General features: G+C 61.8%; 19 protein-coding genes. 10 read left to right on the top strand and 9 right to left on the bottom strand.

Annotated features, from left to right (window positions below; translation table 11 throughout):
• Positions 1-5 precede the first annotated feature (5 nt).
• The 3 genes from BAU06_RS09285 to BAU06_RS09275 all read right to left on the bottom strand — a co-directional run bounded on the left by BAU06_RS09285 (position 6) and on the right by BAU06_RS09275 (position 2,441).
• On the bottom strand, positions 6-1,682 hold the full coding sequence (locus BAU06_RS09285; RefSeq protein ID WP_066347555.1) for a terminase large subunit: 1,677 nt from the start codon (positions 1,680-1,682) through the stop codon (positions 6-8).
• Between the two features lie 3 nt (positions 1,683-1,685).
• Positions 1,686-1,994 (bottom strand): hypothetical protein, encoded by a 309-nt coding sequence (locus BAU06_RS09280; RefSeq protein ID WP_066347553.1) that lies wholly within the window; start codon positions 1,992-1,994, stop codon positions 1,686-1,688.
• 96 nt (positions 1,995-2,090) lie between these two features.
• Positions 2,091-2,441 (bottom strand): HNH endonuclease signature motif containing protein, encoded by a 351-nt coding sequence (locus BAU06_RS09275; protein WP_066347548.1) that lies wholly within the window; start codon positions 2,439-2,441, stop codon positions 2,091-2,093.
• A gap of 135 nt (positions 2,442-2,576) precedes the next feature.
• Between BAU06_RS09275 and BAU06_RS09270 the strand changes: the two genes are divergently transcribed.
• Positions 2,577-2,912 carry a hypothetical protein gene (locus BAU06_RS09270; RefSeq protein ID WP_066347538.1) on the top strand — a complete coding sequence of 112 codons (336 nt, stop codon included), beginning with the start codon at positions 2,577-2,579 and terminating at the stop codon, positions 2,910-2,912.
• Positions 2,913-3,121: 209 nt separating this feature from the next.
• Here BAU06_RS09270 and BAU06_RS09265 read toward each other — a convergent pair whose 3' ends face one another.
• The 5 genes from BAU06_RS09265 to BAU06_RS09245 all read right to left on the bottom strand — a co-directional run bounded on the left by BAU06_RS09265 (position 3,122) and on the right by BAU06_RS09245 (position 7,303).
• Positions 3,122-3,505 (bottom strand): hypothetical protein, encoded by a 384-nt coding sequence (locus BAU06_RS09265; protein ID WP_156770194.1) that lies wholly within the window; start codon positions 3,503-3,505, stop codon positions 3,122-3,124.
• Positions 3,506-3,636: 131 nt separating this feature from the next.
• Complete coding sequence (locus BAU06_RS09260; RefSeq protein ID WP_082993589.1) at positions 3,637-4,056, bottom strand: VRR-NUC domain-containing protein; 420 nt, start codon at positions 4,054-4,056, stop codon at positions 3,637-3,639.
• 291 nt (positions 4,057-4,347) lie between these two features.
• Positions 4,348-6,633, bottom strand: a complete 2,286-nt coding sequence (locus tag BAU06_RS09255) for a bifunctional DNA primase/polymerase (RefSeq protein WP_066347533.1) — start codon at positions 6,631-6,633, stop codon at positions 4,348-4,350.
• Positions 6,634-6,658: 25 nt separating this feature from the next.
• Complete coding sequence (locus tag BAU06_RS09250; protein ID WP_066347524.1) at positions 6,659-7,096, bottom strand: phage regulatory CII family protein; 438 nt, start codon at positions 7,094-7,096, stop codon at positions 6,659-6,661.
• Positions 7,097-7,159: 63 nt separating this feature from the next.
• On the bottom strand, positions 7,160-7,303 hold the full coding sequence (locus BAU06_RS09245; protein WP_231934072.1) for a helix-turn-helix domain-containing protein: 144 nt from the start codon (positions 7,301-7,303) through the stop codon (positions 7,160-7,162).
• A 128-nt stretch (positions 7,304-7,431) separates the two neighbouring features.
• On the opposite strand from BAU06_RS09245, the gene BAU06_RS09240 reads away from it, so the two are divergent.
• The 3 genes from BAU06_RS09240 (at position 7,432) to BAU06_RS09230 (ending at position 10,455) form a co-directional block, all read left to right on the top strand.
• Positions 7,432-8,421, top strand: coding sequence for a helix-turn-helix domain-containing protein (locus BAU06_RS09240; RefSeq protein WP_066347522.1), 990 nt, complete (start codon positions 7,432-7,434; stop codon positions 8,419-8,421).
• 496 nt (positions 8,422-8,917) lie between these two features.
• Positions 8,918-9,670, top strand: a complete 753-nt coding sequence (locus BAU06_RS09235; protein WP_066347519.1) for a DUF1828 domain-containing protein — start codon at positions 8,918-8,920, stop codon at positions 9,668-9,670.
• A 158-nt stretch (positions 9,671-9,828) separates the two neighbouring features.
• The gene (locus BAU06_RS09230; RefSeq protein WP_066347512.1) at positions 9,829-10,455 is read left to right on the top strand and encodes a hypothetical protein; all 627 of its coding nucleotides are present in this window, start codon (positions 9,829-9,831) and stop codon (positions 10,453-10,455) included.
• A gap of 129 nt (positions 10,456-10,584) precedes the next feature.
• Here the strand turns inward: BAU06_RS09230 and BAU06_RS09225 are convergent, their stop codons facing one another.
• Positions 10,585-11,100, bottom strand: a complete 516-nt coding sequence (locus BAU06_RS09225) for an Arc family DNA-binding protein (RefSeq protein ID WP_082993588.1) — start codon at positions 11,098-11,100, stop codon at positions 10,585-10,587.
• A gap of 390 nt (positions 11,101-11,490) precedes the next feature.
• Between BAU06_RS09225 and BAU06_RS09220 the strand changes: the two genes are divergently transcribed.
• From BAU06_RS09220 to BAU06_RS09200, 6 genes are all read left to right on the top strand, one after another.
• On the top strand, positions 11,491-11,796 hold the full coding sequence (locus tag BAU06_RS09220; protein ID WP_156770193.1) for a hypothetical protein: 306 nt from the start codon (positions 11,491-11,493) through the stop codon (positions 11,794-11,796).
• Between the two features lie 436 nt (positions 11,797-12,232).
• On the top strand, positions 12,233-12,538 hold the full coding sequence (locus BAU06_RS09215) for a hypothetical protein (RefSeq protein WP_066347505.1): 306 nt from the start codon (positions 12,233-12,235) through the stop codon (positions 12,536-12,538).
• 102 nt (positions 12,539-12,640) lie between these two features.
• Positions 12,641-12,778, top strand: coding sequence for a hypothetical protein (locus BAU06_RS26575; protein ID WP_156770192.1), 138 nt, complete (start codon positions 12,641-12,643; stop codon positions 12,776-12,778).
• A 3-nt stretch (positions 12,779-12,781) separates the two neighbouring features.
• Entirely contained in the window at positions 12,782-13,156 is a 375-nt protein-coding gene (locus tag BAU06_RS09210) for a DUF7173 family protein (protein ID WP_066347501.1), read from the top strand.
• 1 nt (position 13,157) lies between these two features.
• The gene (locus tag BAU06_RS09205) at positions 13,158-13,967 is read left to right on the top strand and encodes an ATP-binding protein (RefSeq protein ID WP_066347498.1); all 810 of its coding nucleotides are present in this window, start codon (positions 13,158-13,160) and stop codon (positions 13,965-13,967) included.
• Positions 13,968-13,982: 15 nt separating this feature from the next.
• Positions 13,983-14,459, top strand: a complete 477-nt coding sequence (locus tag BAU06_RS09200; RefSeq protein ID WP_066347495.1) for a DUF669 domain-containing protein — start codon at positions 13,983-13,985, stop codon at positions 14,457-14,459.
• Positions 14,460-14,461: the final 2 nt, after the last annotated feature.

Genomic DNA, 14,461 nt, shown 5'->3' with positions numbered 1-14,461 from the left:
TTCCCTTAGATGAAGCGGATACCGCGCGTCTCGTATACCGAGCTGCCGACCGCCTCCGGATTCAGCGCCATCAAGTGCGCCGCGTTCAAAAGTGCCATCAGCGGGTCGATCTTGGCCGTCCCGCTGGCTTGTTTCGTGATCAAGATAGAGTTCGCACGCGGCTCGATACGGGCGTTGCTCACGCACCAGGCCATCATCGGCCGGCCACCGTGGTCAAAAGTGCCCTCGGCGAGCTTGCGCTCCACCGTCTTGATCGTACCGCCCAGGCGCCAGCCTTGCGAGACGCCTACAAGCATCGATTCCGTGACGCCGGCCAAGGCCAGCGCTTCCTCGAAATTGACCCCGCTGGGGTCGGCGCCGACCGCATTTTTCTCCGGCAACAGGCCAGTTTCGACGATACGCTCGGCGATCGCACCCAACTCGTCGACGTCCTCGCCGATCTGATGCACCAGAACCAGGTCGCCGTCGCGTTCGAAGTCACGCAGCCGCGGCGCGATTTCCATTCGACGCTGCAGCACCGACGGATGCGCCCACGCCCGGCCCCAATGTAGCCAGCGGCCGGTTTCCCGCTCACGGCCGACGACCGCCAGCCCCAACAGATCGTCCAGGCCGCCGCCGTCGACGCCGATCGTCACCACTTCGGACCGTTCCAGCAGCGCATCCAGCGTCAGCGCCCGGTCGCCCTGCGCTTCCCAGTGATCGGCGCCGGCCCACCGGTCGGAACGCAGGTTCAGGCCGATCTCGACGTTCAAGTGCTTGGCGAGGAACTGCTGAAACGACCCGTCCTGCTTCGCCTGGTTCTTGCGCAACTGGTCTTCCAGCCACTCCCGGCTGACTGACCGCCCCAGGTTCGGATTGGTGATGTGAAAGTTCTCCGGGTCCAAGTAGGCTTTGGACGCCACCATGTCTTCCGGGAATTCGTACAGCACGCCCAGGGACTTGGGATCGTGGATCTTGCCGTCCCGGACGTCGCGGTAGTAGTCCAGCTTCTCCTTGAAGACGCCCGCCGGCGGGTCGTCGCTCTGCGTGGACAGGTAGATCACCCATCCCTCATTGCGCGACACCTGGCCGCCGGTGGCCTCCATGAACATCGCTGCAGCGTTCGCCCGCTTGCCAAACACCCAGTGCTCGTCCACCAGGATCCGGCCTGACTTCTTGCCAGAGACGGTGTCCGTATCGGCCGCCACAACCTTAAGGCTGGCCCGGGTCACCCGGTGCGTGATCGTCCGGTAGTGGTCCTGGACGTGAAAGATCTCGCTCAGTTCCTCATCGGCCCGCACCATGCCGGCCGCCGGCTTGAAGCTGTTGTCCGCCACTTCCTTTGTCGGCGCCAAGATCAGATGTTCTTCCTCCTCGCGCCAACAGAGCAGCACCGCGGTCAGCATGATGCCGGCCGCGATGGTGGACTTGGTGTTCTTCTTGCTAATCAGCAGGAAGAATTCCCGTATCAGCTGGTTGCCCGTCTCGGCATCGTAGGCGCCGAAGATCGCGCGCACGAAGTCGAACACCCATTCTTCACTGCATTCGCCGAATGTCGGCTTGCCAGGCAGGTCGACCACGCGCAACTGCTTGAAGATCGCCAGCGCGGCGTCCGCCTGGTCCGGGAAGATTGGCGGCGGGATGATCGACCGGCCCGCGCGAAGCCGTTCCGCCCAGTCCGGGCAGGCGGTAGACCACTCCATCGATTACTTGCCGACGACGCGCAGGTGCGATGGCGGAGCCGGCGGCGCGAAACGGCCGGAGGCCTTCTTGGCGGCCTCGTCCTTCGCTGCCTTCTTGCCCTGGTCGGCCACCTTGCCGTGGACGTACGGCATGAGCGCCTTGGCCGCGTCCGCGCGCACCTTCATTTCTGTCGCCGGGTCGTTCATCACCGCCACCAGGAACGCCTTGGGATCCTTGGTCAGCAGCGCTGGCGAATCGCTCAGATTCGGCGGTTTCTTCGGACGGCCCGCCCCCGGCCGGGCGCCACCGCTTCGACCTGGTTTGCCTGCCATTTGATTCCGTTTGAATAGAGGATATTTTGTCTGCGTGAGGGAACGGGCGGTTTCCAGACCGGATCCCGCCCAGACTTTCGATGCCCCTGGGGTCCGTCACCGCCTGGCCGGCCCGCCTGGCCGCCGCTCGCTGGCCGTCTTCGCCGCGTGGCAGCCCTGCTTCCTGCCCTGCTCGTCCCGCCAGGCACACAGCACCTGGCAGTTATCGTCCGTGTCCGGCCCGCCCTGATCCAGGCGCACCACATGGTCGACCTCGAAGCCGGCAGCCGACCGGCCATCCAGCGACACCAGCTGCCCGCAGCAGACGCAGTAGGGATTGGCCTGCCATAGCCGCAGGCGCCGGGCCTGCAGCTGGCGGCCTGCCATGCGCTGTTCACTGGGTGTGGGGGCGACGGCTCGACGTCCGCCTATCGTCATGAGCTTGGGGCTTATGGTACGCAATGACATGCTGGTAAAGCTCCTCGCTTATGCCTACGTCTCTGCAACTGCATAGATTCGGCCCCATCGCCGCGGTGCTATCCTTGCGGGCCCAATAGTCCGTCAACCGTACCTGCCAATAGGCCATCCAACCAAGGGAGTCGCATGAACTTCACTCTAACCGGCTATTTGGACGTCGAATACCTCGCGCCCAAACTCGATGAAGATGGAAACCAAGTCCTTGACAGCAAAGGCAAACCGATCTTAGAACCGGTTGAATACACTTTCGACGCAAGCGATTTCACCGAAGAAGATGGTGAGGGCATCGGCAAAAACGATGAAGGCGATTACTACTTCAGCGGTCACTTCCACGCGGCGCACCGCGAAGGGTTTGAGGTGCGGCTCTACATTTTTGTGTACCGCAACCAAGATCCCCAACAGTACAACTTGGAATTAATAGGCTGCCGAAAGCTGAACGACCAACTCGACTGGGATTTCTAAGAGCCCTGAGTCGGTACGGTTGTGAGCAGCCAGACACTAGACCGACTGACAGCGACGCAATATCAGTAGCGTACATATCTGCCCAGCTCTATCGTCGACTGCAAAATGCAAAAGCCCCGGCCGATGGCTCGGGGCTTCACGTTTCTTAAGGGCGAGCGAACCCGCCTTGGCGCGAATTATGGGGCAATCCTCGCCTCCGCGCAATACCCTCACGCAGCAATCTTGACCAGCTCGCGCCGGCGCAACAGCGGCAACAGCTGCAGCTTCGCTTCCTGATACCGGCGATGCTGTTCTTCCGCGGAGCAGCGTGGATTGCGGTAGACCTCCGCACCAGCCACGCGGTTGGCCGTACGTAGGCCCACCGCCGCACGCATATCCACCGGCAGGGCCGCCAGGCACGCTTCCACCTGTTCGGCCACGTACCTGTTCAAGCGCGCGTCGCGGTCGGCTTCGTCATCATGGACGTCGCTGCTGTCGGCATACTGGAACCCTGGCGACACCCGGCTGTATCCCAGCTGTTCGCGGTGGGCTTGCGCCCAGTAGTACCAGGTCAACAGCAATTCCTCGATCTGTTCGCTTTCATCCCTTGTCATCACGATCACCCCTTTTCTCCAAAGTGCCCCGAAGGGGTCTTGCTTGATCGGTCCCTGGCGCCGGGACCGCATGCCCTCAATCCGCTCATACACCTTCGCCGGATCGCCTAGCTCCCAGCGGCGTTGCCAAGTCATGACGCGCCCGCCATGGGGTCCAAGGACTCGGTAGGCTCTGGGATACCCAGATAGACCAGAATCGCCGCCTTGGCCGCCAGGAAGCCGCGGCAGACCTCCACGCGGTACCCGTTGGCGATAAGGCTCGCGTGCCAGCGCTTCTGATCCTCGCTCACCACCCCGCCAGCCAGCGGCTTCATCTCGATCCAGAGGCCATGGTGGCCGGCAGCCGGAACAGGAAGACAGAGATCCGGCACTCCACGCTTCACGCCCAGGAGCTTCATCAGCGCGCCTTGCGTGGGATGCCGATGCCCACCATTGGGCACATGGAACAGCAGGCCCAGCGCGGGGATCTGCTGGCGGTTGCGCAGGCTCCATTGCATCAGCGCCACCTGCTCGGCGGCCTCGGGATCAAGCCCATTGTTCTTCACTGCCACTGCCGCTCTCCTCGTCGAACCACGTTCGACGAAATTGACGATTTAAGAATTCAGTAAGGTGATTTCGTCGAACTGTCAGCATTTCGTCAAAGGGTCTTCGACGACGTAGACCCGCATAAATAAAGGCTCTTCTCCAATAACGTCTAATAAACACACATATGTTTGTGTATTACCTTTTTAGAGTTCTTCTAGGGAGACACACGGAGGCTGTCGCGATTCGACGAAATCCCGTCAAACCCGCATGAATGCTTGTTCTACGTCGTCGAAGCCTGTTCGACGAATTCGACGATTTCACGGTGAATCCCCGGGGGACATACTGTCGGCCTCGACGTTGACGGCGACGTAGGCCTGGCGCTTACGCCCGGCCATGCTCGCCATCTCGACGAAGGCGATGTCGCCCAGGAACTGCAGGCTCGACAGCACGTTTTCCTGCCCTCGCCGGTCTACCTGGCTGAAGCGCCGGCTCTTGCGCGCGAGTTCGCGCACGGTAAGGCCCTGCTCGCCCGCGGCCAGGATCAACGCATAGACCTGTTTCTTCAGCGCATCGAACTCGCTATCGGCCACGCAGGTACGTAAGCGCTCGGCGGTGCGGCGGGCGAAATGGCGGGCATAGTCGATTGCCCACCGCGCATGGTCGTCGCTCACAGTTGGCGCCCGGCAGCCGACGGCCACCACCAGCGCCAGGCGCATGGCAATCTCGCGGGTGCGGCCGAACATCTCGGCCATGCCGGCGTCCTCGTACGCGTCCATGTCGGCCAGGCACTCTGTTTCGAAGGCGTCGAAAAGGCGCTGGGCCGCCGCTGTGATCCCTACGACCTGGGCGATGGGCTCCAGGCTTGCGTTGGTGTCAGGGCTCACCAGCTGGGTGCCCGGCATGGCCCTGACCTCCGCCGCCCATTCGATGATTGAACGCGGCAGGTCCGTAAATTCGGGCGAGCGCGAGGGCTGGCGGCCGATGTCGCTTTCGACCGTCAGAAACCGGTTCAGGAAGCCATCGCGCGCCGCGGCCGACCCGATGGTGTCGAAGAAGCTTTCGGGCGTCGTCATGGCCAACAGCGTCAACGCCGGGTTGCGCACCGTGCGCTCGGCAAGCTTGGCAGCTTCAGAGGCGGACATGCCGAAGGTGGAATAGCCCTGCGGGCGCATGGCGCCATCGCACCGGCCCCAGACTTCCATGAGCGCGCGCAAGGTCGACTGGGCGCGGTTGTTGTGCTTGACGCTGGCGGACTCCAGCACCTTGCCGAATTCGTCGATGACGGTAAAGTGGGACGGCTGGTGCAGCAGCGCAGATAGGAGGCCCGAATCGCTCGTGTAGGACGCCGGGCCGATGAGGCGACTAAGCCCGCATTGGTCCAGCGCCTTCTCTACCGCCCACTTAGCGTGTTCCTTGCCGCTGGCGGACTTGCCGATGTTCAACAGGTACAGACTCGGCCAGTTGCGCTGGGTCGTGACAAAGCGCCGGCCCATGACGGTGCAGCAGAACGCTATGGCCGCCTGGACGGCGAACTGGGGTTGCGGCTTGCGCGATGTCGCATCGACCCAGCGCGCCATGTCGCCCAGGATTCCGGGCGGATGCAGCAGGTTCGCCGGTGCGTCGGTGGTAGGGGTCGGCGTGGCGATGACCACCTGGGCGGCCGGCACCGGAGCCGTTACCCGGGCGTTAACCCAGCCGCGGGCCTGCGCCATAGCGAAGATGGTCGCTTTCGAAACGCCAGCCAACCCCTTGTTTCGGAAAGACGCCCACACGCGGGTGCAGTCGCGGGCGTCGTACTTTTCCGGGCAGGTTCGACTCCAGGCGTCCCACAGCATAAATGCTTCGCCGCCGGCCGCGGTGGAGTGCAGCGCCATGCCGACCTGGACCCAGTCCTCACGGTCGTCGCTGGGGATGGCCTGGAGGGCCGATTGGAGGTCGGCGCGGTCCTGTTCGGTCAGGGCGCGCGGTTCGGCGGGCGGCAGCGTCTGGGGAGCCGCGGCGCCGCCGAACGTGCCCCGCAGCCAGTCGGGCAGCGGCGGCGGCATGACGCCGTCCAGCGGGTTGCTGGAAGCCTCCCATTGGTACGTGCGGCCGGAGATGTGCGTGGACGGCTCGGCGATGATGTAGCCGTTCCTCTTCACATCCACGCCGGCGCCAAGCTTTCCGGGTAGCGCCAGTCCTTCGTCCGGATCCAGGCGGAAGATGCGATGCTCGCCTCCCCCACCGGTCAGCTGCAGCACGTCCGACACCAGGCCGCCGTGCTTGGCTTCCAGGTCATCGATCGAGTCCCAGCCGCCGTTGCGCGGGTCGATGTCGATTGCGACCAGGCCGGAGGGCTTCAACATGATCGCGACGTTGGCTTCCGGCGCCGCGGTCCACCAGCCGCGGATCCTGTCGGGGTCGGTCGTGGCATCGTCCTGGCCCTTGCGCGCTAGCCACCCTATCGGGTGCTTGCCCGGATTCTTGCAGTGGGCATTGCCGCAGCTGCAGGCGCCGTCTTTGATACCGAAAGCTGGAAAGACATGCCAACCCAGGCCGGCATAGGCGAGCGCGTAATCCAGCGCGGTGGTCTGCGCCTGCTGCAGCGGAATGATCGCGGCCATTACGGGCGTGTCCTAGGGGGCGGGGTCATTCGGCCATGCCCTCCAGGCAAGCGACCAGCGTCGCTACCTTCGACATCGCCTCCAGCGCCTGCTGGCGGATGGCCCTGATCTCCTTTTGGTCGACCTTGCCGTCCGAGAGCGCCGTATGGATCGTCTGCATGTACTGGCCGACCTGGGTCACCAACGAGCAGGTATCCGCCAGCACGTCCATGTCCGAGACGCCGGCCGCGGGAATCGGCACGGTGACTCGGCCAAGTTCCGCGGCAAACGCGTCCAGCATGCGCGCGTCGCCCGTCACGACAGAAATGCGCACGGCCTCGTCCCATGCCAACCGGTGCGTATCGTTCTGGGGATTGACCTTGTTTCGCAACACGGCCGGCGAGACGCCCACGCGCGGGCCCAGCGACTCGCTGCCGCCCGGGTAATCGTGGACGGTGGCGTAGGCGGCGTCGGTAGTGTTCATTGGGGACAGGCTCCGAACGTGTTTATGGTTGAGCTGGGCGCGTACGATGCGACGCAACAATGGCTAGACAACTTGAGGCTGGCTCGCAGTCACCTGACGGGCAAGTTCCGCCAGCTTCAGGGCGTCATTCGCGCCGGCTGGCGCCTCCCCGCCTTCCCACCGCGAGATACGCGGCTGGGGAATCCCGGTTCGTCGGGCAATCTCCATTTGGCTGAGTCCCGCGCCGCGCAGGCGCTTGATGAGGTCGGTGGCGGTATCCATCTGGGCGAGAGTATACGCAAACGAATAGAAAGACAATACCCAACCGAATTATTCATTAGTGCATAGTGCCGCCCATGGATGCTCGCGCCCTTCTCAAAGCGCTGATGGACAAGACCGGGGACACGCAGAACTCCCTGGCTCAGAAAACCAAGGTTCCACAGCCAACTATTCACCGGTTCCTATCTGGCACAGCCAAGGAACCGCGGCTCAGCACGTTCGAGCCGATCGCCAAATACTTCGGGATCCCGGTGGAAGCCTTCGTCAGCGACAAGGCGCGGGCCGATGTTGTGGCGATGTTGCATCATCAAAAAATGGCAAAGACGCCGGCCACTATCGGAAAGACGATGAAGATGCTTCGGATGGTGCGAGGCTTGTCCGTGGGGGATCTGGCGAGAGCGGCCGGCGTCGACGCGGAAGTGATCTCGGCCATGGAGACCGGCGACGCCGGCGGCGACGATAACCTACTCGCTGTCGCCAACGCATTCGGCATCCACATTACCGACTTGGTCCACGAGGCGATCACTACCTTGGATGGCGCAAAGCAGCTTCTCGATCGAGCCGACCGGCGAGCGTATGCACCAAGCGCCCCGCTAGTAGTGCGTGAAGACCATGTGGAGTACGGCGCGCAACCCGAATACGTCGGTCGCTTCCAAGCGACAAAGACACTTCCAGTGGTGGGGATAGCTCAGTTGGGCGAGAACGGATACTACGAGCAGCTCGAATACCCGGTGGGCCACGGCGACGGCTACCTGCTGCACGCCTCTAGAGATCCTGAAGCCTATGTGCTGCAGGTCCGCGGCGACAGTATGAAGCCAGCCATTCGCAATGGCTGGTACGTAGTGGTCGAACCCAACGGCACGCCCGAGCCAGGCGAGTATGTGGTGGTGCAGCTCGTCGATGGACGCAAGATGGTCAAAGAGCTGCTGTTCCAGCATGCCAGGACTGGCGACGTCGAGGTGATGTCTGTGAACGGAGAGGCTCGCATCAGCATCCCGGGATCGTCGGTGGTCAGCATTCAGCCCGTGGCGGCAGTGATGCCGCCGAGTAAGGTGATCAATTCCTAAGCCGCTAACGCAGAAGGCCGCAGAAAGGAAGCATCGTGAACGACGTCCCAGAATCTCAAGCTATAGGGCTACTGGCGCTTCCTTTAGTCTGCGAGGATTGCCCCGCTTGGCAACCACTAAAGGTGTCGCCGGGAATACACGAGACAAGCTGCGGCCTACTGAACGAAGATGGCGTGAACGTGCGGCTCATCACCACCCTTCGATTCAAGCGTTCGATAAGAACCGGGGTTATCCAATACCAGTTCTCAATCTTCCATAGAGCGATACCAGTGGCCCTCGAGCGGGTGTACCAATTAGATGTGGTTCAGTGGCCGCGGCTGGTGCGCGATGCGCATCTACAGCCACACGAGCATATGGGGGACAGAAGAATAAACGGGGATGCGTCTTGGGCGAGATGGACGTACGATGATGCTTTGGCGCATTTTTGCGCAAGAACCAACATCCAGTTCAAACCACCGGTTCCCCACCCCGAAGAGCTACAGCTGAAGGGGCAAAGATGATCTGCGACCAGCTTCAAAGCCTACTCGGATTCGACTGTCACCCGCTCAATGAAGCGGGCAGCGTTGCTGTGATATCGACGCCCTTCACATTCGATGATGGAGACGGGGTACCGGTCTTTGTCGAGACCGTACCAGGGCATGTCCGGTTCTTCGACGATGGTGAAGTGCTGATGCATCTCCTCGGCAGAGGCTTGGGCCTCGATGGGCCCAGGAAGACCAGGTTCCTCAAAACGATAGCGGCAGCCCATGGTGCCATCCTCAATGACTTTGGCGAAGTTGAGGTTTGGGGAACGCCAGGTCAGGCGTCCACAGCATTCGCGAAGTACATGGCAACGATGCTGGAAATCGTCGGCTGGGAAAGAGAACAACGGGGCACCAGCACAGATGCCACACTGCTTGTGGAAGAGGTGGCAATGTACTTGAGGGCCTGGAAGAAGGACTCAGTCATCAGTGAGACACCCGAGTACATGGGGATTTCCGGCCACACGTATAGGCTGGACTTTCAAGTGGACGATCAAGGTGTAGTAGCAATTTCCCCGCACCCACTTTCGGTGAGTACCGCGATCAAAAAGCTTCTTGATATCGTCAGTGCGCCAGTCAATGAAGGCGTGCGACTACAAGTAGTGCTCGACGACCGGAAGCAGCCTGATGAGGCCAAGAGCGAAGCTGCGGTACTGAACGCGGTGGCAGACGTCCTCATGATGAGCAGGCTGGAGGCCTTGGCCGGGGCTGTGGTCAGCACCAACTGAAAAGCCGCCCTCGGGCGGTTTTTTTATGGCCGGGCAAGCGGGCATCTCCGTCCCTCCCGCGTGGAGGACGCCATCGGCTCGGCTGCTCGCCCGCAGATATGTCCACTTAATGTATCCATATGGCACAATAATGAACAATATATTCTTTGGAATGCGATATGAGGTCAATTGCGGCGTTGCTTTCGGCTATCGCGACCCTGCTTGTCACTGCGTGCGCCGGCAAGATTGCCTATGCGCCTCCGGCGATGAGGCCAGTCCCCCCAGCCACCAAGACGGTCGATGAATCGGTGGATACGGTATGGGCACGCGCCGTGCCGGCGTTGAGCAAGCAATTTTTCGTCATCAATAACTTGGATAAAGCATCGGGACTCATCAACGTCAGCTATGCGGGTGATCCCAGCAGCTATGTCGACTGCGGGACGATTTCGTCTCACGTCCAGAATCTGCGTGGCTCCCGAGTTTACCTATTCAATGGAGCCACTGCGTATCAGGAATACGAAACCATGGAGTCGGGTAGCCTATTCTTTATTCGAAGAAAGATGGCACTTGAAGGGCGCATTAATTTGGTGTTTGAGTCCTTGGGCCCCACGAGTACCCGGGTTACCGCCAACACCAAATACGTGCTCTCGAAGACTGTCGATATCTCCAACCCGATGGGTCAATCGGCTCACCTGAACGATTCGATCTCCTTCACCTCTGGCAATGGATCGACATTTCCAGGGCGTGCAGCGTTGGAATGTCGCGCCACAGGCACTCTCGAAAAGAGCGTTCTAGATCTGCTGTGAAGGCTCGTCTGCAACCGGACCGCCGAGCCGCCATCGGGCCGCTTTTTCATGCCATCCAGAAACTGTGAGCCGCTGTGCCGGGCGGGTGCGAGCAACACGCACGGGACTGAGTCAGACTTCAGCGGCGCATCACTTTTTCGCAGGCCTTTCGTCGCCCTTCCCGATCGCACCGAATCGAAGTTCCTGATTCCGCAAACGGCTAAGCGCCTCCTCCATTGCATTCTTGGTCCTGGATAGCTCTGTTTCGCGGTCTCTAGCCAGCTCTTCGAGATAACTCTGAGCGTACACATCGCCCTCTGCTAGCTTCCGCATGGTCTCGAACCCGTGGATGTCTTCTAGCCTGTCTGTAAGGTCCTCGTTCTCAGCCCCCCAGACGAAGTCCTGCACATCGCGCACCAATTCCGATCTTTCCACTACGTGCAGGTGCTCGCGATACTTCGCTTCAGCGAGCTCGTGCTGCAGGCGGGCGAGAAGAGCGACTATCTCGTCCGACGCACCCAATGCAGCGGAAAAGGATCCCTCCAGTCGCGCGATGATTTCAGCGTTCATAGATTTGCTGGTTGCGTCCGCGCTATGGCTCAACTTCACGTGCAGGTCTTTGGGCATGCGCAACGTAATACGCACGAATCGGTCTTCTTCATTCATTCCGTCATCACATCTTCATTGCGAGGCCCCTTGACACCAAAATGGTGTCAAGGCAAAATTGTCCTGATGACACTATTTTAGTGTCAACGCGAAGATTCCGATAGCGGAATGTGGAGAGCTGGCCTCGTCAATTTGCCCTCTAACACACTCAAACGTTCGCACAAGGAGTTGTGCTCGTATGCGTCCGTGGCAACCTGACCACGTGCAGCGACCTCGATCCGTTCAGCGGTTCAGGGACTTGTAACTCCCCGAACCACAACCGGAGGACCTTGAAGTCGTGAGGGCCGGTCTGGCAAGATGATTTGCGGTACCAATTGAAAACGCCCCGAAGGCTGGCACCGACGAGGCGTTGAGTAAGTAGTCCCGAACCGTCAAGAAAGGGAAAACCTCGTGAAAACTAACACGAATAGCAGTACCGGGCAACCGGCTTTGGGCGAAAGCCCCGAATTTACGACGCTTCGCACGAAGCACACCGCCGATATGGCCCTCGCAGGATCCGCGGTAGTCACCATCGCTGCACTGCTCCACGACGAGGCTACTGCCACGCGCGCAGGGCTCCCTGGGCGGCTCCCGGCAGACGCCGACATTGGCCTCCTTGCCGCCTTGCGGCTGATCGGCTCAAGGATGGAGATTTCCGTGACGGACATGGAAGCCGAGGCACAAGCCTTCCAGACGCTGCGCACCGAATTGCACTAGGCCGTAGCGCGCCAAGCCGCCGAGTCGGCGGCTTTTTCGCACCCTAGAGTATACCCTTACGAATAAATATTCGTTTTCGTATTGACCGTATTTATTCGTTTGCGTATAGTTGACCTCAACGCGTTACCCGACGCGAAGGAGAACAGCGTGAATCACGCCGCCCAACTTCGAGTTAGCAGCGATACCGCCCGAATCTGTGACGTCCTTGCCGCTTTCGACGCGCGCAAGGCATCGCACGCCCTGCGTCGCGCTGGCCACACCGAAGCGGCTCAGGCCGCTTGGCGTCTGGTTCGCGCACATCTCGCTCGCCGCGCCGCGCGCTGATCGCCATGTCCCCCGCCCTCCTCGCCAACCTCCGCTACTGGCTGATCCCGCTGGCCGTGTTGTTTGTGATCGGTCTGGCCGTGCTCGGCGGGTAGCGGAAAGGAGCCCCCAAGTGATTCTCACCAACCAACAAGCCGCCGTCGTGCTGGCAGTGATGGACGCCGGCGGTACGGGCGTCGTGACGTTCAAGGCGATCAACAGTCACGTGCTGGTCCACTTCAAAGACAGCGGCGTAAACGTAGGCCAGTTCTTCGACGGCCGCCGGCAGAGCCAGTACGAAACCTACGCCACCTTCGACCACTTCCGGCTGGCCCACACCCCGCCCGACCTCGCCCGCGCTGCTGCCCACTACATCCCGATGGCTGCCGAGGCGAAGTCGATGGCGCAGCACGTAGCCGATGGCGAAGGCCGTAACTGAAATGTCCGCCGCCCTCCTCTCCGTCCTAGCTGTCTACGCCCTCGCGCGCCTTGGCGACCGTCTGGCCCGCCTGCACCGTGACATCGATCCGTGGAGCCCGCAATGAAGGCTGCATTCCGCTTCCTCCGTATCCACGGCGAAACCCTCCTCTACGCCGCGGCCATCGTCTTCGCCCTGGCCGTCCTCGGCCCGTCGCTGGACCGGTACGACGCCGAACACGCCAAAACCGCCCAAAGGTAATCCATGACCACCGCTGAACTCGCACGTGCCTGGCTCACCGCCAAGGCCGAAGAAGCCAAAGCTGCCGCGAATCGCCAGAGCATCGAGGCCCAGATCATCAACGTCCTCGGCGCCAAGCAGGAAGGCAGCCAGACCCATGACGTGGAAGGCTTCAAGGTCACCATCACCGGGAAGCTTTCCTACAAAGCCGACGTGCCCCAGCTGATCGCGCTGTGCGACAAGGTCCCCGAGAACCTGCGCCCGCTCAAGACCGAAACGAAGCTGGACGAAACCGGCGCGAAGTATCTCCGGGCCAACGAGCCTGGCACCTGGGCGTTGATCGCCCCCGCCATCACTGTCACCCCGGCGAAAACCGCCCTCTCCATCAAGGAAGCCTGACATGGCCATCAACCTATCGTCGCTCAAGCGCGTCGCGAACGACCGCCCGCCCATCATTTGCGTCCATGGCGGTCCTGGCATCGGCAAGACGACTTTCGCCGCTTCGGCGGATAACTGTGTCTTCATCCGGACCGAGGATGGACTGGGCAACCTGGAGGCCACCGCCTTCCCGATCGCAACCAGCTTCGGTGAGGTCATGGAGGCCATCGGCGCCCTGGCCGCGGAGGAACACGACTTCCGCTGGCTCGTGCTGGACTCCCTGTCCGCGCTGGAGCCATTGATCTGGGACGCCGTCGCCAAGGACGAAGGCAAGAAAAGCGTGGAGGACCTAGGCTATGGCAAAGGCTACGTCATGGCCCTGGACCGCTGGCGCGAGATGCTGGACGCCCTGGCCTACCTGGCGGCCGAAAAGAAGGTCGGCTCCATCCTGATCGCCCACAGCGACATCGTGCGTCACGAGCCGCCGGAGATGGCCGCTTACGACCGCACGCAGATCAAGCTGCACAAACGCGCGTTCCAATTGGTGTACGAACGCGCCGACATCATCGGGTACGCGGCGCCCGAAGTGTTCCTGAGCAAAGACGGCGATCCGAAGTCATTGAAGGGCGCCCGCAACATCGCCACCGGCAGCGGGCAGCGCTGGCTGCATCTGATCGAAAAGCCGGCCTTCATCGCCAAGAACCGCTACCAGATGCCTGAGAAGCTGCCGCTGTCCTGGCCGGAGTTCCATGCCGAGCTGATGGCGCGCGCGACGGGCCGAGCGCCCGCCGGCCAGACCGAATCCACCGAACCCGCGGCGCAAGCCGCCTAACCCCAAGGAGCCAACATGGCATCCCTTCAATTCGACGCGACCACGGTCGCCCCTCAACAGTCCTTCTCCCCTATCCCGGCCGGCGTCTATCCGGCACAGATCGTCGACAGCGACCTGAAACCCCTGAAGTCCGGCAAGGGCATGGGCTTGTCGCTCACCTTCGAAGTGCTGGATGGCGAATACAAGGGTCGCAAGGTCTTCGGCAATCTGAATGTGCAGCACGAGAACGCGCAGGCGCAGGAAATCGCCCAGGCGCAGCTGTCCGCGCTGTGCCACGCCACCGGCGTCATCAAGCTGCAGGACTCCAGCCAGCTGCACAACAAGCCGATCCGCATGCGGGTCAAGGTGCGTACGCAGGAAGGTTACGACCCTCGGAACGAGGTGACGGGCTTCGAAGCGCTGGCCGGCAACGCCACCCCGGCCGCCGTACCGGGCGCCGTCATCGCCGCCCAGCAAACGCCAGCCCGTACCGCCCCCTGGAAGCGGGCGTAATC

Source organism: Bordetella bronchialis (genome assembly GCF_001676705.1).
Lineage (GTDB): Bacteria > Pseudomonadota > Gammaproteobacteria > Burkholderiales > Burkholderiaceae_B > Bordetella_C > Bordetella_C bronchialis.
The sequence above is the reverse complement of the archived record's forward strand: the minus strand, read 5'-3'. Positions and strand labels throughout refer to the sequence as shown.